Below are 18,229 nucleotides of genomic sequence, written 5' to 3' on the forward strand. Positions count from 1 at the left end.
GGTGCTGCCTCTTCTGTGTGCGCGGTGCGAGGCGAGCGCGGGGGTCTTTGACGGACCGTGCCGGGGGACGTCGGCTGCCTTACGGGCAAACCGCTGGGGCAAGCCGTATGGCACGGGACCACTGCCGACGCTCTAGCGCTCGTACCGCTGAGGGGTTCCCTCCGGTCGCCGTACGCGATGTGCCGTACGAGCCGGTAGGGCTGTCGGGTCGGAGCCGATCGGGCCACCGACCGGGCATCCTCATACGTGCGGCCCGTCGAGATACGTCAACGTACTCAGCAGGCGCATTACCACCATACCCCGGATTCGCGCACATGCGATGGCCGATTCGGTCACGTTGTGGTTGTCACACCGACGGGCCCGGTCTCCGGAGCGTCGTGTCGGCCCTGTTCGACCAGGGACTTCCCGCGCGCGGCCGGCGGGCTATTGTGCGCTTCATGACGACCTCTGACAAGCCTGAGAACGCCGCCACCGGTATCGCAGCCCAGGACTGGGCGAGCGCCTCCACGGATCCCCAGTACCGCGCCGCGGTCGTGGACCTGCTCGGCGCGCTCGCGTACGGCGAGCTGGCGGCGTTCGAGCGGCTGGCCGAGGACGCCAAGCTGGCGCCCACGCTGGAGGACAAGGCGGAGCTGGCGAAGATGGCGTCGGCCGAGTTCCACCACTTCGAGCGGCTGCGCGACCGGCTCGCGGAGATCGGTCAGGAACCGACGAGCGCGATGGAGCCGTTCGTCGCCGCGCTCGACGGCTTCCACCGGCAGACGGCTCCCTCGGACTGGCTCGAGGGCCTCGTCAAGGCCTACGTCGGCGACTCGATCGCCAGCGACTTCTACCGGGAGGTCGCCGCGCGCCTGGACTCCGACACCCGTGCGCTGGTGCTGGCCGTGCTGGACGACACCGGGCACGCCGGGTTCGCCGTGGACCGGGTGCGCGCGGCGATCGACGCCGACCCGCGCGTGGGCGGACGTCTCGCCCTGTGGGCGCGGCGGCTGATGGGCGAGGCCCTGTCGCAGTCCCAGCGGGTGGTCGCGGACCGCGACGCGCTGTCGACGATGCTGGTGGGCGGCGTCGCGGACGGCTTCGACCTCGCGGAGGTCGGCAGGATGTTCTCCCGGATCACCGAGGCGCACACCAAGCGGATGGCCGCGCTGGGCTTGGCGGCCTAGCGTTCCCTCGTTCCCTCGTTCCCTCGTTCCCTCGTTCCCTCGCGGAGCGTCCGAGCGTCGCTGGTCCGCTAGGCCGTCGCTGATCGTCGGCGGAGCCTGCGGCCCGCGGGGCGCAGCAGCAGGGAGAGCGAGGCGGCGGAGACGACCGCCGCGCCGACGAGGCTCACCGGCGCGGAGCCGGGGCCCAGTGCACTGTGGGTGACGAAGTCACCGAAGAGGGCTCCGGCGACGCCCGTCGCGAAGACCAGGGTGGGCGTCGGCAGCCGGTGGGACAGGCGGTGGACCGCGGCCCACGCGAGCACCACACCGAGCACAGCGGAGCCGAGCGCTTCCAGAATCATGCGGGTCCCTCCGAGATGGCCGGGCTGTGCATCGAGGTCGTAGCCGGTCTTACCCGTGACCTGCGGAATGCAATCCTCCTCTGTGGCCGAGATGTGCTCCATCTGTGAAGGGCCGAACGGGTGTGTGGCCGGGGCGGCCGGGCCCGGTCGGTGAGTGTCGGAGACGGGTCGGAGAGGGGCGGCAGAGGGGTCGGAGAGGGGCGGCAGAGGGGTGGGGTGGAGAGGGGGGAAGGGGAGCGTGGGGCGGAGACGAGAGGGGCCCCGGGCCCCGGGGGGGGCCCGGCCCCCCCCCCCGCCGCGGGGTGCCGGGTCAGTGGGCGCCGGTGCCGGTCAGGGACCGCACCTCCAGCTCCGCGTACTTGCCGGCGTCGGGTTCCTCCTTGGACAGGACGGTGCCGAGCCAGCCCATCAGGAAGCCGAACGGGATGGAGATGATGCCGGGGTTCTTCAGTGGGAACCAGGCGAAGTCGGCGTCGGGGAACATCGCCTTGGGGTCGCCGGAGACGACGGGCGAGAACAGCACCAGGCCGACGGCGACGATCAGGCCGCCGTAGATCGACCAGAGGGCGCCCTGGGTGGTGAACCTCTTCCAGAACAGGCTGTAGAGGATGGTCGGCAGGTTGGCGGAGGCGGCGACCGCGAAGGCGAGGGCGACCAGGCCGGCCACGTTGAGGTCGCGGGCGAGGGCGCCCAGACCGATGGAGACGATGCCGATGAAGACGGTCGCCCAGCGGGCCGCCCTCATCTCCTCCTTCTCCGTGGCCGTCCCCTTGCGGATGACGTTGGCGTAGATGTCGTGGGCGAAGGACGACGACGAGGCGAGGGTCAGGCCGGCGACCACCGCGAGGATCGTCGCGAAGGCCACCGCCGAGATCGTGGCCAGCAGGATCGCGCCCCAGGTGGAGTCCACGCCGCCCAGGTGGAGGGCGAGCAGGGGTGCCGCCGTGTTGCCGGACGGGTTGGAGGCGATGATCTCGTCCTGGGAGATCAGGGCGGCGGCGCCGAAGCCGAGCGCGATGGTCATCAGGTAGAAGCCGCCGATGATGCCGATCGCCCAGTTGACCGACTTCCGGGCGGCCTTGGCGTTGGGGACCGTGTAGAAGCGGATCAGGATGTGCGGCAGGCCGGCCGTGCCGAGCACCAGGGCGATGCCCAGGGAGATGAAGTCCAGCTTGGAGGTGCCGGTCGCGCCGTACTGGAGGCCGGGTTCCAGGAAGGCGGCGCCCTTGCCGCTGTTCTCGGCGGCCTTGCCGAGCAGGTCGGAGATGTTGAAGTCGAACTTCAGCAGCACCAGGAAGGTGATCAGGAGGGTGCCGCCGATGAGCAGCACGGCCTTGACCATCTGGACCCAGGTGGTGCCCTTCATGCCGCCGATGGAGACGTACACGATCATCAGGACGCCGACCAGGGCGACGATGAGGATCTTGCCGGCGTCGGAGGTGATGCCGAGCAGCAGCGAGACGAGGACGCCGGCGCCCGCCATCTGGGCCAGCAGGTAGAAGATCGAGACGACGATCGTGGAGGTGCCGGCCGCCGTGCGGACCGGGCGCTGGCGCATGCGGTACGCGAGGACGTCGCCCATGGTGTACCGGCCGGAGTTCCGGAGCGGCTCGGCCACCAGGAGCAGGGCCACCAGCCAGGCGACGAGGAAGCCGATGGAGTAGAGGAAGCCGTCGTAGCCGAAGAGCGCGATGGCGCCGGCGATACCGAGGAACGACGCGGCCGACATGTAGTCGCCGGAGACCGCGAGGCCGTTCTGGAAGGCGCTGAACTGGCGGCCGCCCGCGTAGAAGTCGGCGGCGTCCTTGGTCTGGCGGCCCGCCCAGACGGTGATGACGAGGGTCGCGACGACGAAGAGGGCGAACAGGGTGATGATCAGCGGCCGGTGTTCGCTGGCCTCGTTGGCGGCCAGGAAGGTGTGCTGTGCGGGGCTCATGCGCCGCCCTCCATCCGGGACTTGATGGCCTCGGCCTGGGGGTCGAGCTTCGCGGCGGCGTGCCGCGAGTACCACCAGGCGATGAGGAAGGTGGTGAGGAACTGGGCGACGCCGAGGACGAAGGCGACGTTGACGTTGCCGAACAGTTTGGTGCCCATGAAGCCGCCCGCGTAGTTGGACAGCAGGACGTACAGCAGGTACCAGGCGATGAAGGCCACGGTCAGCGGGAAGGCGAAGCTGCGGTAGGAGCGGCGCAGTTCACCGAACTCCGCGCTCTCCCGCACCGCGACGAACTCCTCGGTGGACGGGAGTCGGGCTTGGGTTTTCGAGGGGGGCGGTGCATCGGTGGCCACGGAGTCTCCTCGCGTTGCGGATGGCGGGTGTACCGGGGGGCTCGATCGTCCTCGGGCTCCCTGTCCAAGGTCACGGCGGCGCGCAAGCCGCGGTTCAACTCGATCGGGTTGTTTCGGAAGTCGTCGGGGGGTTGTTCCGGAGGCCGTCACGGGATTTCGGCCGGGGCCGCGGGGAGGTTCCCGGAGAACTCGTGGCCGTGGGTCATTGCTGGCCGGCGAGTCGGGAAGATAGCTTCTGCCCAGCACCATGCGTCATGTACCTGCCCAGACACGACCTGTGCCCGGGCGGTCCTGTTCCCGGATGATGTGGAGACCCCATGGCTCATCTGCCGTCCAGACGCCGTCTCGCCCTCGCGGTGCCCGTCGTGCTCTCGCTGACCGCCTCGCTCGGCTTCCTGCCGTCGGCGGCCGCGGCGGCCCCGGTCACCGCCTCCGCCGCGGAGGCGGCCGACGCCGGCACCCTGACGTACGTCGTCAACACGAAGGTGGACCACCGCACGATCGGGTCCGTGGAGAAGGCGATCGCCGCGGCCGGCGGCACCGTCACCGCGGCGTACGACCGGATCGGCGTGCTCGTCGTGCACTCGGCGAACCCCGACTTCGGCGCGACGATACGCGCGGTGCGCGGCGTGCAATCGGCGGGTGCGACCCGTACCGCGCCGCTGAGCCCGGCGGGGACCACCGACGAGGGCGCGGCGCAGCTCCTGTCCCCGGCGCAGGCCGCGCGGACCGCGAGCGTGTCCGCGGCGACGGACGCGAGCGAGCCCCTCGAGGCCGACCAGTGGGACCTGCGCGCCATCGGCGCCGACAAGGCCGCCGCGATCGACCCGGGCAGCAGGAAGGTGACGGTCGCCGTGATCGACACCGGCGTCGACGACACCCACCCGGACCTCGCCCCGAACTTCTCCGCGTCCCAGTCGGCCAACTGCGTCGGCGGCGTCGCGGACACCTCCGAGGGCGCCTGGCGCCCGTACACCGCGCAGGACTACCACGGCACGCACGTCGCCGGTGAGATCGCGGCGGCCCGCAACGGCATCGGCGTGGCCGGTGTGGCGCCCGGGGTGAAGGTCGCCAGCATCAAGGTGAGCGACCCGGGGGACGGCCTCTTCTACCCGGAGAACGTCGTCTGCGCCTTCGTGTTCGCCGCCGACCACGGCGTCGAGATCACGAACAACAGCTACTACGTGGACCCGTGGCTCTACAACTGCCTGGACGACCCCGACCAGAGGGCCATCGTCGACGCGGTCAACAGGGCGCAGCTGTACGCCCAGCGGAAGGGCACGCTCAACGTCGCCTCCGCGGGCAACTCCAACCACGACCTGGACGCGGACGAGATCGTCGACTCCAGCAGCCCGGACGACTCCACGCCGGTGACGCGGACGGTCGACCCGCACACCTGCCTCGACGTGCCGACCCAGCTGCCGGGCGTGGTCACGGTGAGCGCGACGGGCGTCAAGGGCACCAAGTCGTACTACTCCAGCTACGGCCTGGGCGTCGTCGACGTCGCGGCTCCGGGCGGCGACCGGTACCAGGTCCCGGACACCCCGTCGGCCAACGGCCGCATCCTGTCGACGATGCCGAACAACGCGTACGGCTTCCTCCAGGGCACCTCGATGGCGTCCCCGCACGTCGCCGGTGTGGCGGCGCTGCTGAAGTCGACGTACCCGTCCGCGTCCCCGGCGACGTTGCAGGCGCTGCTCAAGGCGCAGGCGGACAACCCCGGGTGCCCGGCCGAGCCGTACGACGGCAACGGTGACGGCGTGGTGGACGCCACGTGCGCGGGCGTCAAGCGGCTCAACGGGTTCTTCGGCTTCGGCGTCGTGAACGCGTTGCGCGCCGTGCAGTAGCCGGGGGCCGGGGCCTTACCGGGTCCTTTCCAGGGCCTTCCCGGGGCCGGGCGGGGTGTCCCGTCCGGCCCTTGCCCTTCCCCGGGCCGGACGGGCCGGCGCGGGGCGGCCGGTGGGTGGGCGGCCGGTGGGTGGGCGGGCGGCTGCGGGGGTTCCTGTGGTGATCCGGTCGGTGATGCATATTTCGGTGATGCATAGTGCGGTCATGTCTGACATCGCCTCCGCCTGGGCGGAACTGGGCGGCCGCCCTGCCCTCCTCGCGCGCGTGACGGCCCTCCCGCGGGAGGGCGTCCTCGCCGCCCGGCTGCCGGTACGGGAACTGGCGCGGGCCTGCGTCGGCGCCTGCGCGCTCGCCGGAGCCGAACTCGCGGCGGTACGGGCCGGGCTCACCGAGGTGCCGCGGGTGCGGGTGGACGACGGGGCGGTGGCCACGGCGTTCGTCAGCGAGCGCCAGCTGCTGATCGACGGGCGGGCTCCCGTCTCCTTCGCGCCGCTGTCGCGGTTCTGGCGGACGGCCGACGGATGGGTGCGCACGCACGCCAACTACCCGCACCACCGTGAGCGGTTGCTGCGGGCGCTGGACCTGCCCGGCGGTGCGGGTCCGGCCGCCGTCGAGGCGGCCCTCGCCGGACGCTCCGCCCTGGAGGTGGAGGAGACGGTGACCGCCGCCTCGGGCCTGGCCGTGGCGCTGCGCACGCCCGCGGAGTGGGCCGCGCACCCGCAGGCGGCGGAGATCGCCCGCCGGCCGCTCGTCGAGCGCGAGCGCCTGGACACCGCGCCCGCGCGTGCGCTGCCGCCCCTCGACGGCACTCCCCTGCTGCCGGCCGCCGGGCTGCGCGTGCTGGACCTGACCCGGGTCCTCGCCGGCCCGGTCGCCACCCGCACCCTCGCCCTGCTGGGCGCGGACGTCCTGCGCGTCGACGCCCCCCACCTGCCCGAGCTCCCCGGCCAGCACGCCGACACGGGGTTCGGGAAACGGTCGGCGGTCCTGGATCTCGGCGTCGACCGGCGGACGTTGGAGGAACTGCTCGCCACGGCGGACGTCGTCGTGACGGGGTACCGGCCCGCGGCCCTGGACCGGTTCGGCCTCTCGCCCGAGGCGCTGGCCGAGCGCCGGCCCGGGCTGGTCGTGGCGCAGTTGTCGGCGTGGGGGGCGTACGGGCCGTGGGGCGGACGGCGCGGCTTCGACAGCCTCGTCCAGGCCGCGACCGGCATCGCGGCCGTCGAGGCGACGGGCGGGCGGCCCGGCGCACTGCCCGCCCAGGCGCTCGACCACGGCACCGGGTACCTCCTGGCGGCGGCGGTCCTGCGCGCGCTGACCGACCGGTCGGCGCGGGGCGGCGGCCGGGTCCTGCGCCTGGCGCTGGCGCGGACGGCGGCTTGGCTGACGGAGGGGGTGCGGCCGGGCGGGGTGGGGGGCGGTGTCGCCTCGGCGGGCGCCGAAGGGGCCGACGCCGACTCAGCGGGCCGGAGCAGGGGTAACGCCGTCTCGGCGGGCGCCGAAGGGGCCGACGCCGGCCACGACGAACCCGCCCCTCGGCCCCCCGAGCCCGCACGCAGCGAGTCCGCTGTCCGGCTCGCCGAGGCCGACAGTCGGCTCGGGCGGCTGCGGTACGCGCTCCCGCCGGTGTCCTTCGACGGCGGGCCGGTCGACTGGGCCCGGCCGCCGGGGCCCTGGGGAGCGGATCTGGCACGCTGGGCGGGGTGAGCGGCCGGACCCGGCGGTACCACCCGCGCCAAGGCCGGGGTGAGCGGCCCCGCCCGGCAGCGCCGCCCGCGCCCAGGGGGCGGGTGAGCCCGGCCCGACGGAGGGTGGGGGCGGTGACCCGCCGCCCCGGCCTCACGCCCCCGCCGCCCCCAACAGGATCCCGGCCGCGTGCGTCACCCCCATCGCCAGGGCCCCGCCGCCGACGTTCCTCACCACCGCGCGCCGCGGTCGCGCCGCGCCCAGCCGGGCGCTGGTCCATCCCGTGCAGGCGAGGGCGAGCAGCACCGAGACCACCGTCACCGGCAGCCGCCGGTCCGGCGGCGGCAGCACGATCGCCAGCAGGGGCAGCAGGGCGCCGACCGTGAAGGCGAGGAAGCTGGCCCAGGCCGCGTGCCAGGGGTTGGTGAGGTCGTCGGGATCGATCCCGAGCTCCACGCGCGCGTGGGCCCTCAGCGCGTCCCGCCGGGTCAACTGGACGGCCGCCTCCCGGGCCACCTGCCGGCTCAGGCCCCGCTCCTCCAGCAGTACGGTCAGCTCCTCCAGTTCCGCCTCCGGCTGTTCGCGCAGCTCCCGTTTCTCCTGGGCGAGGGCGGCCTTCTCGGAGTCCCGCTGCGTCGACACCGAGACGTACTCCCCCGCCGCCATGGACATCGACCCGGCCAGCAGTCCGGCCAGGCCGGCCGTGAGCAGTGTCGAGCGGTCGCCCGTCGCACCGGCCACGCCGACGACGAGACCGGCGGTGGAGACGATGCCGTCGTTGGCGCCGAGGACGGCGGCGCGCAGCCAGTTGAGGCGGGATCCGAGCGTGCTGTCGTGGGCCTTGCCCCCGGTGGGTTCCGGCGTGGGTTCCGTCACAGGTCGGAGGATCGCACCCCGGGCACCGCCCGCTGCGTACCGACGCTCCACGCGCGCGTGACGGCGTGTGACACCCCGTCCGGGTGGCACCGGCCGAACTGCCGTGCGCCGCGGGCACCTTCCGTCCGGCTTCGTCCCGCACGCGCGTGTGGCGGCGGGCGGGGCCGGGCGGGGACACGTGCGCGGGGTGTCAGTGGTGGCCCGTATCCTCAGGGACCATGCTCGATGACCACACGACCACAGCGCCCTCCCCCACGGAGTGGCCGGCCGCGTATCCCCTGGGGTACGCGGTCGTTGACGTGGAGACCACCGGCCTGGCCCGCGACGACCGGATCATCTCCGCCGCCGTCTACCGGCTGGACGCGCGCGGTGAGGTCGAGGACCACTGGTACACGCTGGTCGATCCGGAGCGCGATCCCGGCCCGGTGTGGATCCACGGTCTGACGAGCGACGCCCTGGCCGGGGCGCCCGTGTTCCGGGACGTCGCCGAGGAGTTCGCGGCCCGGCTCGCGGGCCGGGTGCTCGTGGCGCACAACGCGGTCTTCGACTGGCAGATGATCGCGCGGGAGTACGCGCGCGCGGAGCGCGAGGCCCCGGTGAAGCAGCGGCTGTGCACCATCGCCCTCTCGAAGGAGTTGGGCCTGCCGCTGCCCAACCACAAGCTGGAGTCGCTGGCGGCCCACTTCGGTGTGGTCCAGCGGCGGGCGCACCACGCGCTCGACGACGCGCGCGTGCTCGCGGAGGCGTTCCGGCCGAGCCTGCGGGCCGCGGCGGCGGGCGGTGTACGGCTGCCGCTGCACGAGTGCCGCCCGCTGACGGAGTGGCAGGACCGGCCCGCGCCCCGGATCGGGCAGCAGCCGGGCGGTTCGGGCGGTTACGGCAGCTATCGGCCGACCAGTTGGCGTCCGTCCCGCAAACGCCCGGTATGCCCCTATCCCAACCCCGGCCGGTACGAAGAGGGCCAAAGGCTGAAGCAGGGCATGCGGGTGGCGTTCTCGGGCGACACGTCGGTCGACCGCGAGCTGCTGGAGGACCGCGCGGCGGAGGCCGGGCTGCACGTGGCGACGAGCCTGTCGCGGCTGACCAGCCTGCTGGTCACCAACGACCCCGACTCGGGCACGTCGAAGGTGGTCAAGGCGCGCCAGTTCGGGACGCCGGTGGTCGACGAGGCCGCCTTCGGGCAACTGCTGCGGGACGTCGAGCCCGCGGACGGGTGACCCCTGCGGACGGATGACCCTGCGGACAGGTGACCCCGCGGACAGGTGACCCCGCGGACAGGTGACCCCGCGCGCCGGACGGGCGGGCGGGCGGGGCCGCCGGCCGCCTCGCCGCGACCCGTACGTACGGGTGATTGCCGCCCGACTCGCCCGCCGCCCGCTCGCCCGCGCCACCACGACCGCTCACCCTGTGGCCCATGGCGACCTGTGAAGTCTGCGGAAACAACTACGGCATGACCTTCGAGGTGCACGCGCAGGGCGCGGTGCACGTCTTCGACTGCTTCTCCTGCGCGATCCACCGCATGGCCCCCATCTGCGAGCACTGTCGTGTCCAGATCATCGGCCAGGGTGTCGAGGTCGAGGGTCACTGGTACTGCGGCGCCCACTGCGCGCGGGCGGAGGGGAAGGTGGGCATCGTCGACCGCGTCTGAGCGCCCCCTGCCCGAGGCACCCCACGGTCCGGGAGGTACGGTCGTGGGGTGTACCGCTTCCTGTTGTCCCGGCAGTGGGTGATCCTCACGCTGGTCGCCCTCCTCCTCATCCCCACGATGATCAGGCTGGGCTTCTGGCAGATGCACCGCTACGAGGAGCGCACCGCCCGCAACCAACTGGTCTCCGACGCGCTCACCGCCGACCCGGTGCCCGTGGAGAAGCTGACCGCTCCGGGGCACACCGTCACCACCGGCGAGCGGTACCGCACCGTGACGGCCGAGGGCCGCTTCGACCCCGAGCGGGAGGTCGTGGTCCGGCGGCGCGTCAACGCCGACGAGGAGGTCGGCTTCCACGTCCTCACCCCGTTCGTCCTGACGGACGGCAGGGTGCTGCTGGTCAACCGCGGCTGGATCCCCGCCGACGGCGCGAGCCAGACCGCGTTCCCGAAGGTCCCGGCACCCCCCTCCGGTACGATCACCGTCACCGGGCGGCTGATGCCCGACGAGACGACCGAGGCGAGCGGCATCAAGAACCTCGACGGGCTGCCGGACCGGCAGGTCATGCTGATCAACAGTGAGCAGGAGGCGGAGCGCCTCGGCGCCCGGGTGCTCGGCGGCTACGTCGTCCAGACCGCCCCCGAGCCCCGGGGCGACACCCCGGAGCTGATCGGCAAGCCCGGCAACGAGGACGCCGCGCTGAACTACGCCTACGCCATCCAGTGGTGGCTGTTCTCCGCGGGCGTACCCGTCGGCTGGGTGGTCCTGGTCCGCCGGGAGCGGCGGGACCGGACCCAGGCGGCCCGGCAGGAGACGGACCGGACGGAACCGGCGACGGTGTAGCCGGGGCCGGCGGCACGGCCGGGACGGACCGCGTGTCACTCCCCCGGCCGCACCCCTGATTGCCCCCGGGGCGAGCCGGGAACCCGCACCCCGTGCACCCCCGCATCGAGGACTACGCCGTGATCGGCGACGAACAGACCGCCGCGCTGGTCGGCACGGACGGCTCCGTCGACTGGCTGTGCCTGCCGCGCTTCGACTCCGGCGCCTGTTTCGCCCGCCTCCTCGGTGACGAGCGCAACGGCCACTGGCGCATCGCGCCCAAGGGCGTCGACGGCCCCTGCACACGGCGCGCCTACCGCCCCGACACCCTCGTCCTGGACACCGAGTGGGAGACGGACGAGGGCACGGTCCGCGTCACCGACCTGATGCCGCAGCGCGACCGCGCCCCCGACGTCGTACGGGTCGTGCAGGGCCTGCGCGGCCGGGTCACCGTCCGCTCCACGCTGCGGCTGCGCTTCGACTACGGCTGGGTCGTCCCCTGGATGCGCCGGGTCGACGGCCACCGGGTGGCGGTCGCCGGACCGGACGCGGTCTGGTTCCGCAGCGAACCCGCCGTGCGCACGTGGGGCGAGGACTTCGGCACGCACGCGGAGTTCACCGTCGCCGAGGGCGAGTCGGTCGCGTTCGTGCTGACCTGGCACGCCTCGCACCTCGCGCGTCCACCGCTCGTCGACCCGTACGAGGCGCTGCGCTCCAGCGTCGAGGACTGGCGGGCGTGGTCGGCCCGCTGCCGCTACGGCGGACCGCACCGGGACGCCGTCGTGCGCTCCCTCATCACGCTCAAGGCCCTCACCTACGTTCCGACCGGCGGTATCGTCGCCGCGCTCACCACCTCCCTGCCGGAGGAGATCGGCGGGCTGCGCAACTGGGACTACCGCTACTGCTGGCTGCGCGACTCCACCCTCACCCTCGGCGCGCTGCTGGCGGCCGGGTACCAGGAGGAGGCCGAGGCCTGGCGCGACTGGCTGCTGCGCGCCGTCGCGGGCGACCCGGCGGACCTGCAGATCATGTACGGGCTGGGCGGCGAGCGCCGGCTGCCCGAGTGCGAACTGCCCTGGCTGTCCGGTTACCTGGACTCCCGGCCCGTGCGCATCGGCAACGGGGCCGTGAACCAGCTGCAACTGGACGTCTACGGCGAGGTCATGGACTCCCTGTCACTCGCCCGCGCCGCGGGCATGTCGCCCAAACCGCACATATGGTCGTTGCAGTGCGCGCTGATGACCTGGCTGAGCGAGCACTGGCGGCAGCCGGACGAGGGGCTGTGGGAGGTGCGGGGCGGCCGCCGTCAGTTCGTGCACTCCAAGGTGATGGTGTGGGTGGCCGCCGACCGGGCCGTGACCGCGCTGGAACGCCATCCCGGGCTCCGCGGCGACCTGGAGGGCTGGCGGGCGTTGCGCGACGAGGTGCACCGCGAGGTGTGCGCGAAGGGCTACGACGCCGAGCGGAACACCTTCACCCAGTCCTACGGCTCGCGCGAGCTGGACGCCTCGCTGCTGCTGATCCCCCGCGTCGGCTTCCTGCCGCCCGACGACCCGCGCGTGGTCGGCACCGTCGACGCGGTCCGCGCGGAGCTCGGCCACGGCGGCCTGGTCCGCCGCTACAGCACCGACGGCACCACGGTCGACGGCCTCCCCGGCGGCGAGGGCACCTTCCTGGCGTGCTCGTTCTGGCTCGCCGACGCGCTGCACCTGACGGGCCGTACGCGGGAGGCCCGCGAGCTGTTCGAGCGGCTGGTGGGCCTGGCCAACGACGTGGGGCTGCTGGCCGAGGAGTACGACCCGGTGAGCGGCCGCCACCTCGGCAACTACCCGCAGGCCTTCAGCCACATCGGTCTGGTCAACACCGCCCTCACCCTGTTCGGCGGCGAAGAGGCAGGATAGGGGGCATGGATCTTGGACTGAAGGACCGGGTGTACGTCGTCACCGGGGCCACGCGCGGCCTCGGCAACGCCGCCGCGCGCGAGCTGGTCGCCGACGGCGCGAGGGTGGTCGTCACCGGACGGGACGCGCAGCGTACCGCCGACGCGGCGCGGGAACTGGGGCCGAACGCGGTCGGGGTGGCCGTCGACAACGCCGACCCGCAGGCGGCCGCGCGGCTGATCGCGGCCGCCCGCGAGCACTTCGGCGGCTTCGACGGGGTGCTCGTCAGCGTCGGCGGCCCGCCGCCGGGGTTCGTCGCCGACAACACCGACGAGCAGTGGCAGGCGGCGTTCGAGTCGGTGTTCCTCGGCGCGGTCCGGCTCGCGCGGGCGGCCGCCGCCGAGCTGGAGGCCGGTGGTGTCATCGGATTCGTGCTGTCCGGTTCGGTGCACGAGCCGATTCCCGGGCTGACGATCTCCAACGGGCTGCGGCCGGGGCTCGCGGGGCTCGCGAAGTCCCTGGCGGACGAGCTGGGACCGCGGGGGATCCGGGTGGTGGGCCTGCTGCCGGCGCGGATCGACACGGACCGGGTGCGCGAGCTGGACGGCCTGTCGGCCGATCCGGAGGCCACGCGGGCCGCCCACGAGTCCCGCATCCCGCTGCGGCGGTACGGCAGGCCGGAGGAGTTCGGGAAGACGGCGGCGTTCCTGCTGTCCCCGGCTGCCTCCTACCTCACCGGCATCATGGTGCCGGTCGACGGCGGCATGCGGCACGGATTCTGAGCGGCGGGACGGCGCACGACTTCTGATCAGCGCGGAAGGGCGCACGACTTCTGACCGGCGGGACGGCGCAGGATCCGGGCCGGGCGAACCCCGAGGGAGCGCGCCCGGCGGCAGGGCCCTACGCCGGTCAGCCCCTCGGCGCACCGGCCCTCGCGCTCCGCTCAGTTCACCCGTTCGGCCTTGTGCCCGGCCGCTCGCAGGCGCACCTCCGCGGGGAGGGAGCCCAGCGCCGCGGAGTCCCTCGCGTGGGTCAGGGACTCGGCCGTCAGGTGGTGCAGGGCGTCCGCCGGGTCCACGTGCGGCTCCAGCAGGAGACGGACGCGGACCTCGGGGGCGGCCCTGCGGCCCGTCAGACGGGTGCGGGCGTGGGCCACGCCGTCCAGACGGGTCGCGTCGGCGGCCAGGACCCCCTCCAGGGCCCGGCCGCGCAGCAGCGCGCCCGCGCCGTCGCCGGTGTCGACGAGGACCTCGCCGAGCCGGTGGCGGCGCAGGACCGCGACCAGCCACCACAGGGCGAGCAGGACGAGGACCGCGAGGACGGCGAGCACGGCCGGCCACCACCAGGCCTCGCCCCGCCGGCGGGTGCGCTCGGCGGTGCTGAGGAGCACGTCGTGGGGGCCGTCGTGGATCCACCAGGAGGGCGGGGAGACGCCGAGGCCGACGGCCAGCACCGCGCCGCCGAGGGCGAGCAGGACGAGGCCCACGAGCCCCAGTACCACCCGGTCGACCGCCTTCAGCACTCTCCTCACCCCTTCCCGCCGAGCCGGCGCACGTGCACGTTCAGCGCGGGCGGTCGGGCCAGGCCCAGGCCGCGGACCGCGTCACCGAGCACGGCGTCCAGATCGGCACGTACGTCGTCCAGGTCGCGGAAGTGGGAGACCGCGCGGACGTCGGCCCTGCGGCGGCCGACGCGGACCCGCACCGACTGCACGCCGGCGACCTCCATGGCCCGGTCGCGCAGCACCAGCGCGGCGGCGCCGCGGCTGAGACCCGCGCGGACCTCCGGCCGGCTGCGCCGCATGGGCAGCACGTCGCGCAGGCCCGGCGTCATCGCGAGGACGATCAGCCACAGGCCGAGGGCGACGGCCACGCCCGCGCCGACGAGCACCCAGGTGTCGTCCAGGGGCCGTTCGGCGAGCTGCCGGGCGAGTTCCCGGCGGGCCTGCAGGGCGGGCCGGTCGGCGCGGACGGCGGCGATGTCGTAGAGGAAAGCGCCCGCGACGCCCAGGAGCACGAGGGCGACGACGGCCGCCGGGACGCGGCGCGCCGACCAGAAGCGGCCGCTGCTCGCCGCGGGAGGGGGCGCGCTCTCCGGTACGCCGTCGGGTTCGGGTGTCTTCTCCTTCTCCAGGACCGGTAGCCGCTGTGTGGTGCCCTCGGAGCCCCGGGGCTCGCTCATCGCGTCCTCCCGTGTGCCACGCCGTGTGCCGCCGTCGGATGCAGCCGTTCGACCCGGACCGCGACTTCCGGCACCTCCATTCCCACCAACGCGGCTACCCGCTCGGTGACATGACGACGCACCGCATGACAGCGCGGGCCGATGTCGGTCGGATAGCCGAGTTCGAGGTGGACGCTGACGTGGGCGGCATCGCCGGGCGTCCCCCCGCTCGGGCGGGGGGAGGAGTGAGGGCGTACGACGACGGTGGCGTGCGGGCGCGCGGCCTCCGGCGGCAGGGCGCCCACCGCCTCGCGGGCGGCCTGCGCCGCCACCTTGGCGACGACCCGGTCGGCGATCCGCGTCGCGCCGCGCTCCCGCGGCGGGACGACGTCCGGACCCCGGCCGGACGTGTCGCCTCCCTCGCTCGCGGACGTCACCGGCGACGGCCGTCACGCGTGCGGAAGAGATCGCCGGGCTCCAGGTCCCCTTCCAGGAACCGGCCGACGACGAAGCCGACGGCGCCCAGCGCCGCCACCAGCAGAAAGGCTCCGAACCCGCCGAAGTATCCGGCGAAGCCCAGCGCCATGCCGACGATCAAGCCGACCACGGCCATGCTCAAGACGGTCTCCCCTCACCGGTCGCCCGGGTGCCGTGTCACTGGATCCGGGGTTCCGGTTCCTCTTCCGCTTCCTCCGGCAACTTGACGTCGCCCACCGCGATGTTGACCTCGACGACCTCGAGGCCGGTCATCCGCTCCACGGCCGCGACCACGTTCTCCCGTACGTCCCGAGCGACGTCCGAGATGGAGACGCCGTAGTCGACGACGATCTCCAGATCGAGCGCGGTCTGCACCTCGCCGACCTCGGCCTTGACGCCCCGGGTCACCGACTTCGACCCGCCGGGCACCCGCTCCCGCATCGCGCCGAAGGTACGGCTCACACCGCTGCCCATGGCATGGACGCCGATGACGTCCCGTGCCGCCAGTCCGGCGATCTTCTCCACGACCCCGTCGGCGATGGTGGTGCGGCCCCGGCTGTCCGGGGCGCCCCCGCCACTCCTGGCGGGCCTGCGGGTCTGCGCCGGCTCGGATCCCGCGTCCGGGGTCTGCGTCCGGTTCTGCTCCGATGTCTCGCTCATCACCGTACGTCCTTTTCGGTCGTCTTCCTCCGACCACGGTAAGCGTGGTCGCCCGACCGCGCGCCGGGATGCGGCAGGCTGGAGGAATGACGGCGGACAGATGGACACGTGCGGTGCGCGATCAGCTCGGTCTGGGCAGACTGCTCCCTCTGGGTGGGCCCCGGGACGGCGCGTGGATCGCGGAGAGCGCGGCGGAGGCGGTGCTGCGCCGGGCGGCGCGGGAAGTGCGGGGCGTGCGCCTGGGGGTGCTGCGGATCGCGTCGGCCGATCCGGAGGAGGGGTACGAGCCGGTCGTCCCGCCGCCGCCGAGCGCGCTGCCGCCGGGGCCGCTCCGGGTGACGGCGGACTTCGCCGCGGAGGCCGCCGAGCCGCTGCCGGCCACCGCGGCCCGGCTGCGGACGGCGCTGGCGACGGTGGCGGCGGAGCGGATCGGGCTGGTGGTGGCGGAGGTGGACCTGCGGGTGACGACTCTCCTCGACCGGGGCGAGGAGAAGGCGGAGGGCGAGGAACCGGAGGGCGTGCTGGGCGGCGGGGTCGCCCCGGGGCCGTCGGGGGCGGCCGGGGAGGGGGACGAGGCACGCGTCGCCGCGGCGGTCCTCGCCGTGCCGGGGGTGACGGGGCTGACGGCCGTGCTCGGGCGGGCGGTGCGGATCGAGGCGCGGCGGGGCGGGACGGCCGCCGCGCTGCCGCGCGCCCACGTGCGCGTGGAGATCGGGGTGGGGGCGGACCACCGGGCAGTGGATGTGGCCCGGGAGGTCCGCGGCGCGGTTGCGGAGGTGCTGCGGGATCAGCAGCCGACGGTGGCGGTGCTGGTCACCGCGGTGAGCTGAGCCCGCTCGCCACCGGCGAGCGGGCTCGTCCACCAGCGCCGCTTGACCACGGGCGCGCGCTTGACCACGAGTCCGCGCTTGACCACGGGCCCGCGCTTGACCACCGGGCGCGCTCGGTCACCGGCGCGCGCCCACGCACCGACCGCGCACCCCTGCACCGACCACGCGCCCACGCACCGACCACGCGCCCCTGCCCTACCGCCCGTTCATTCGCCGACGCCCGCCAGGTCCCGCAGGCGTCGGGCCTGGGCGGCGCGTTCGGCGACCCGCTGCTCGTCGTAGGTGCGGTCGCCGGCGCCGCGCAGCAGCGCCTTGGTCTCGACGACCGCGTCCCTGGGCGCGGCCAGGATCGCCGCGGCCAGGTCGCGCACCGCTGTGTCCAGCTCGGCCGCGGGCACGGCGATGGAGGCGAGGCCGGAGTCGACCGCCTCCTGCGCGTGCACGAAACGGCCGGTCAGGCACATCTCGACGGCCCGGCCGTAGCCGACCAGGCTGACGAGGGGGTGCGTGCCGGTGAGGTCGGGCACCAGCCCGAGGCTGGTCTCGCGCATCGCGAACTGCACGTCGTCGGCGACGACCCGCACGTCACAGGCGAGTGCCAGCTGGAAGCCGGCGCCGATGGCGTGGCCCTGGACGGCGGCGATCGACACCAGGTCGTTCCGTCGCCACCAGGTGAAGCCCTCCTGGAACCCGGCGATGGCGGCGTCGAGTTCGGCGTCGCCACTGCGCGCGAGATCGATGAAGGAGGGTTCGCCCTCGATCCCCTCGGGCGTGAACATCTGCCGGTCGAGGCCGGCGGAGAAGGACTTGCCCTCGCCGCGCAGCACGACCACCCGGACGGAGCCCGGCAGCCGGCGCCCGGCTTCGGCGAGCGCGCGCCACATGGCGGGGCTCTGCGCGTTGCGCTTGGCCGGGTTGGTCAGCGTCACCGTGGCGAGCGCGTCGTCGACGGTGAGCCGTACGCCGTCCTGGTCGAGCAGGGGAGCGAGTTCCTGGTCGGGCGAAGCCATGGGGCGCCTCCGATGGGTGCGGTCCGCAGAGCGATGCGGGAAGCATCGCTAAGTGACTGCACAGTAACCACCCGGCCGGTCCGAGGGTCCTCCAGGGCCCCTTAAGGACCCAGGAGGGAGATCGACCGGGTGGCCACCATCGAAGCCGATGGGCCGCCCGTGGTCAGGACGAGGCGGCCTTCTTGCCCCGCGTCGCACCGCCACGCCCACGGAGCGTGACGCCCGACTCGCTGAGCATCCGGTGGACGAAGCCATACGAGCGGCCGGTCTCCTCGGCCAGTGCCCGGATGCTCGCACCGGAGTCGTACTTTTTCTTCAGGTCTGCCGCGAGCTTGTCGCGCGCGGCGCCGGTCACCCGGCTGCCCTTCTTCAGAGTCTCGGCCACCCGTGCCTCCTCATGGGAAGTGCGCTCTGGTCTCCTCATGATCACCCCTCCGGGGCGTGATGGCCACCCATTCGGCAAGGTCCGTGCGACAGGGTTGTGACGACAGGAGCACGTCCCCACAAGTGGAACCCGTCATTCCATGCCGTGGTGTTCG

Annotated in this window: 20 protein-coding genes; 9 read left to right on the forward strand and 11 right to left on the reverse strand. The window is 73.8% G+C overall.

Translation table 11 applies throughout. The features are described 5' to 3' along the window. Positions 1-428: 428 nt before the first annotated feature. Positions 429-1,166 carry a ferritin-like fold-containing protein gene (locus tag ACFV9M_RS22150; protein WP_385078110.1) on the forward strand — a complete coding sequence of 246 codons (738 nt, stop codon included), beginning with the start codon at positions 429-431 and terminating at the stop codon, positions 1,164-1,166. A 68-nt stretch (positions 1,167-1,234) separates the two neighbouring features. Here the strand turns inward: ACFV9M_RS22150 and ACFV9M_RS22155 are convergent, their stop codons facing one another. The 3 genes from ACFV9M_RS22155 to ACFV9M_RS22165 all read right to left on the reverse strand — a co-directional run bounded on the left by ACFV9M_RS22155 (position 1,235) and on the right by ACFV9M_RS22165 (position 3,796). Then, the gene (locus tag ACFV9M_RS22155; protein WP_385078113.1) at positions 1,235-1,507 is read right to left on the reverse strand and encodes a hypothetical protein; all 273 of its coding nucleotides are present in this window, start codon (positions 1,505-1,507) and stop codon (positions 1,235-1,237) included. Positions 1,508-1,817: 310 nt separating this feature from the next. Further along, entirely contained in the window at positions 1,818-3,443 is a 1,626-nt protein-coding gene (locus ACFV9M_RS22160; protein WP_385068431.1) for a cation acetate symporter, read from the reverse strand. Next, positions 3,440-3,796, reverse strand: a complete 357-nt coding sequence (locus tag ACFV9M_RS22165) for a DUF485 domain-containing protein (RefSeq protein WP_385068429.1) — start codon at positions 3,794-3,796, stop codon at positions 3,440-3,442. The genes ACFV9M_RS22160 and ACFV9M_RS22165 overlap by 4 nt, the downstream gene beginning before the upstream one ends. Before the next feature lie 317 nt (positions 3,797-4,113). Between ACFV9M_RS22165 and ACFV9M_RS22170 the strand changes: the two genes are divergently transcribed. Then, positions 4,114-5,643, forward strand: a complete 1,530-nt coding sequence (locus tag ACFV9M_RS22170; protein ID WP_385068427.1) for a S8 family serine peptidase — start codon at positions 4,114-4,116, stop codon at positions 5,641-5,643. A gap of 205 nt (positions 5,644-5,848) precedes the next feature. Next, positions 5,849-7,351 carry a CoA transferase gene (locus ACFV9M_RS22175; protein WP_385068425.1) on the forward strand — a complete coding sequence of 501 codons (1,503 nt, stop codon included), beginning with the start codon at positions 5,849-5,851 and terminating at the stop codon, positions 7,349-7,351. Positions 7,352-7,483: 132 nt separating this feature from the next. On the opposite strand, the gene ACFV9M_RS22180 is transcribed toward ACFV9M_RS22175, so the two are convergent. Beyond that, positions 7,484-8,206 (reverse strand): VIT family protein, encoded by a 723-nt coding sequence (locus tag ACFV9M_RS22180; protein ID WP_385068423.1) that lies wholly within the window; start codon positions 8,204-8,206, stop codon positions 7,484-7,486. A 218-nt stretch (positions 8,207-8,424) separates the two neighbouring features. Between ACFV9M_RS22180 and ACFV9M_RS22185 the strand changes: the two genes are divergently transcribed. The 5 genes from ACFV9M_RS22185 (at position 8,425) to ACFV9M_RS22205 (ending at position 13,335) form a co-directional block, all read left to right on the forward strand. Then, positions 8,425-9,423 (forward strand): DEDDh family exonuclease, encoded by a 999-nt coding sequence (locus tag ACFV9M_RS22185; protein ID WP_385068421.1) that lies wholly within the window; start codon positions 8,425-8,427, stop codon positions 9,421-9,423. Positions 9,424-9,620: 197 nt separating this feature from the next. Further along, positions 9,621-9,854 (forward strand): hypothetical protein, encoded by a 234-nt coding sequence (locus ACFV9M_RS22190; protein WP_188291435.1) that lies wholly within the window; start codon positions 9,621-9,623, stop codon positions 9,852-9,854. A 48-nt stretch (positions 9,855-9,902) separates the two neighbouring features. Then, positions 9,903-10,694 (forward strand): SURF1 family protein, encoded by a 792-nt coding sequence (locus ACFV9M_RS22195; RefSeq protein WP_385068419.1) that lies wholly within the window; start codon positions 9,903-9,905, stop codon positions 10,692-10,694. A 92-nt stretch (positions 10,695-10,786) separates the two neighbouring features. Beyond that, on the forward strand, positions 10,787-12,574 hold the full coding sequence (locus ACFV9M_RS22200) for a glycoside hydrolase family 15 protein (RefSeq protein ID WP_385068417.1): 1,788 nt from the start codon (positions 10,787-10,789) through the stop codon (positions 12,572-12,574). 5 nt (positions 12,575-12,579) lie between these two features. After that, on the forward strand, positions 12,580-13,335 hold the full coding sequence (locus tag ACFV9M_RS22205; RefSeq protein WP_385068415.1) for an SDR family oxidoreductase: 756 nt from the start codon (positions 12,580-12,582) through the stop codon (positions 13,333-13,335). 161 nt (positions 13,336-13,496) lie between these two features. On the opposite strand, the gene amaP is transcribed toward ACFV9M_RS22205, so the two are convergent. Genes amaP through ACFV9M_RS22230 form a run of 5 tightly spaced genes read right to left on the reverse strand, consistent with a single transcriptional unit; the run spans position 13,497 to position 15,850 of the window. Then, positions 13,497-14,075, reverse strand: a complete 579-nt coding sequence (gene amaP, locus ACFV9M_RS22210; RefSeq protein WP_385068413.1) for an alkaline shock response membrane anchor protein AmaP — start codon at positions 14,073-14,075, stop codon at positions 13,497-13,499. 5 nt (positions 14,076-14,080) lie between these two features. Further along, positions 14,081-14,734, reverse strand: a complete 654-nt coding sequence (locus tag ACFV9M_RS22215) for a DUF6286 domain-containing protein (protein WP_385068411.1) — start codon at positions 14,732-14,734, stop codon at positions 14,081-14,083. Further along, positions 14,731-15,150: an Asp23/Gls24 family envelope stress response protein gene (locus ACFV9M_RS22220; RefSeq protein ID WP_385068409.1), complete on the reverse strand. Its 420-nt coding sequence runs from the start codon at positions 15,148-15,150 to the stop codon at positions 14,731-14,733. Before ACFV9M_RS22220 ends, ACFV9M_RS22215 begins: the two co-directional genes overlap by 4 nt. Continuing rightward, positions 15,147-15,332 (reverse strand): hypothetical protein, encoded by a 186-nt coding sequence (locus ACFV9M_RS22225; RefSeq protein ID WP_385068407.1) that lies wholly within the window; start codon positions 15,330-15,332, stop codon positions 15,147-15,149. Before ACFV9M_RS22225 ends, ACFV9M_RS22220 begins: the two co-directional genes overlap by 4 nt. 35 nt (positions 15,333-15,367) lie before the next feature. Then, the gene (locus ACFV9M_RS22230) at positions 15,368-15,850 is read right to left on the reverse strand and encodes an Asp23/Gls24 family envelope stress response protein (protein ID WP_385068405.1); all 483 of its coding nucleotides are present in this window, start codon (positions 15,848-15,850) and stop codon (positions 15,368-15,370) included. A gap of 86 nt (positions 15,851-15,936) precedes the next feature. On the opposite strand from ACFV9M_RS22230, the gene ACFV9M_RS22235 reads away from it, so the two are divergent. After that, positions 15,937-16,680 (forward strand): nucleopolyhedrovirus P10 family protein, encoded by a 744-nt coding sequence (locus tag ACFV9M_RS22235; RefSeq protein ID WP_385068403.1) that lies wholly within the window; start codon positions 15,937-15,939, stop codon positions 16,678-16,680. A gap of 206 nt (positions 16,681-16,886) precedes the next feature. Here ACFV9M_RS22235 and ACFV9M_RS22240 read toward each other — a convergent pair whose 3' ends face one another. Next, the gene (locus ACFV9M_RS22240; RefSeq protein ID WP_385068401.1) at positions 16,887-17,690 is read right to left on the reverse strand and encodes an enoyl-CoA hydratase/isomerase family protein; all 804 of its coding nucleotides are present in this window, start codon (positions 17,688-17,690) and stop codon (positions 16,887-16,889) included. A gap of 163 nt (positions 17,691-17,853) precedes the next feature. Beyond that, positions 17,854-18,075, reverse strand: a complete 222-nt coding sequence (locus tag ACFV9M_RS22245; RefSeq protein ID WP_004002281.1) for a helix-turn-helix domain-containing protein — start codon at positions 18,073-18,075, stop codon at positions 17,854-17,856. Positions 18,076-18,229: the final 154 nt, after the last annotated feature.

The organism is Streptomyces sp. NPDC059895, assembly GCF_042731035.1.
Taxonomy (GTDB): domain Bacteria; phylum Actinomycetota; class Actinomycetes; order Streptomycetales; family Streptomycetaceae; genus Streptomyces.

Bases quoted from the DNA above. Each gene is read 5' to 3' on its own strand.
- ACFV9M_RS22155 (WP_385078113.1), bottom strand. From the start codon at position 1,507: ATGATTCTGGAAGCGCTCGGCTCCGCTGTGCTCGGTGTGGTGCTCGCG.
- ACFV9M_RS22160 (WP_385068431.1), bottom strand. From the start codon at position 3,443: ATGAGCCCCGCACAGCACACCTTCCTGGCCGCCAACGAGGCCAGCGAA.
- ACFV9M_RS22170 (WP_385068427.1), top strand. From the start codon at position 4,114: ATGGCTCATCTGCCGTCCAGACGCCGTCTCGCCCTCGCGGTGCCCGTC.
- ACFV9M_RS22175 (WP_385068425.1), top strand. From the start codon at position 5,849: ATGTCTGACATCGCCTCCGCCTGGGCGGAACTGGGCGGCCGCCCTGCC.
- ACFV9M_RS22185 (WP_385068421.1), top strand. From the start codon at position 8,425: ATGCTCGATGACCACACGACCACAGCGCCCTCCCCCACGGAGTGGCCG.
- ACFV9M_RS22190 (WP_188291435.1), top strand. From the start codon at position 9,621: ATGGCGACCTGTGAAGTCTGCGGAAACAACTACGGCATGACCTTCGAG.
- ACFV9M_RS22205 (WP_385068415.1), top strand. From the start codon at position 12,580: ATGGATCTTGGACTGAAGGACCGGGTGTACGTCGTCACCGGGGCCACG.
- ACFV9M_RS22215 (WP_385068411.1), bottom strand. From the start codon at position 14,734: ATGAGCGAGCCCCGGGGCTCCGAGGGCACCACACAGCGGCTACCGGTC.
- ACFV9M_RS22230 (WP_385068405.1), bottom strand. From the start codon at position 15,850: ATGAGCGAGACATCGGAGCAGAACCGGACGCAGACCCCGGACGCGGGA.
- ACFV9M_RS22235 (WP_385068403.1), top strand. From the start codon at position 15,937: ATGACGGCGGACAGATGGACACGTGCGGTGCGCGATCAGCTCGGTCTG.
- ACFV9M_RS22240 (WP_385068401.1), bottom strand. From the start codon at position 17,690: ATGGCTTCGCCCGACCAGGAACTCGCTCCCCTGCTCGACCAGGACGGC.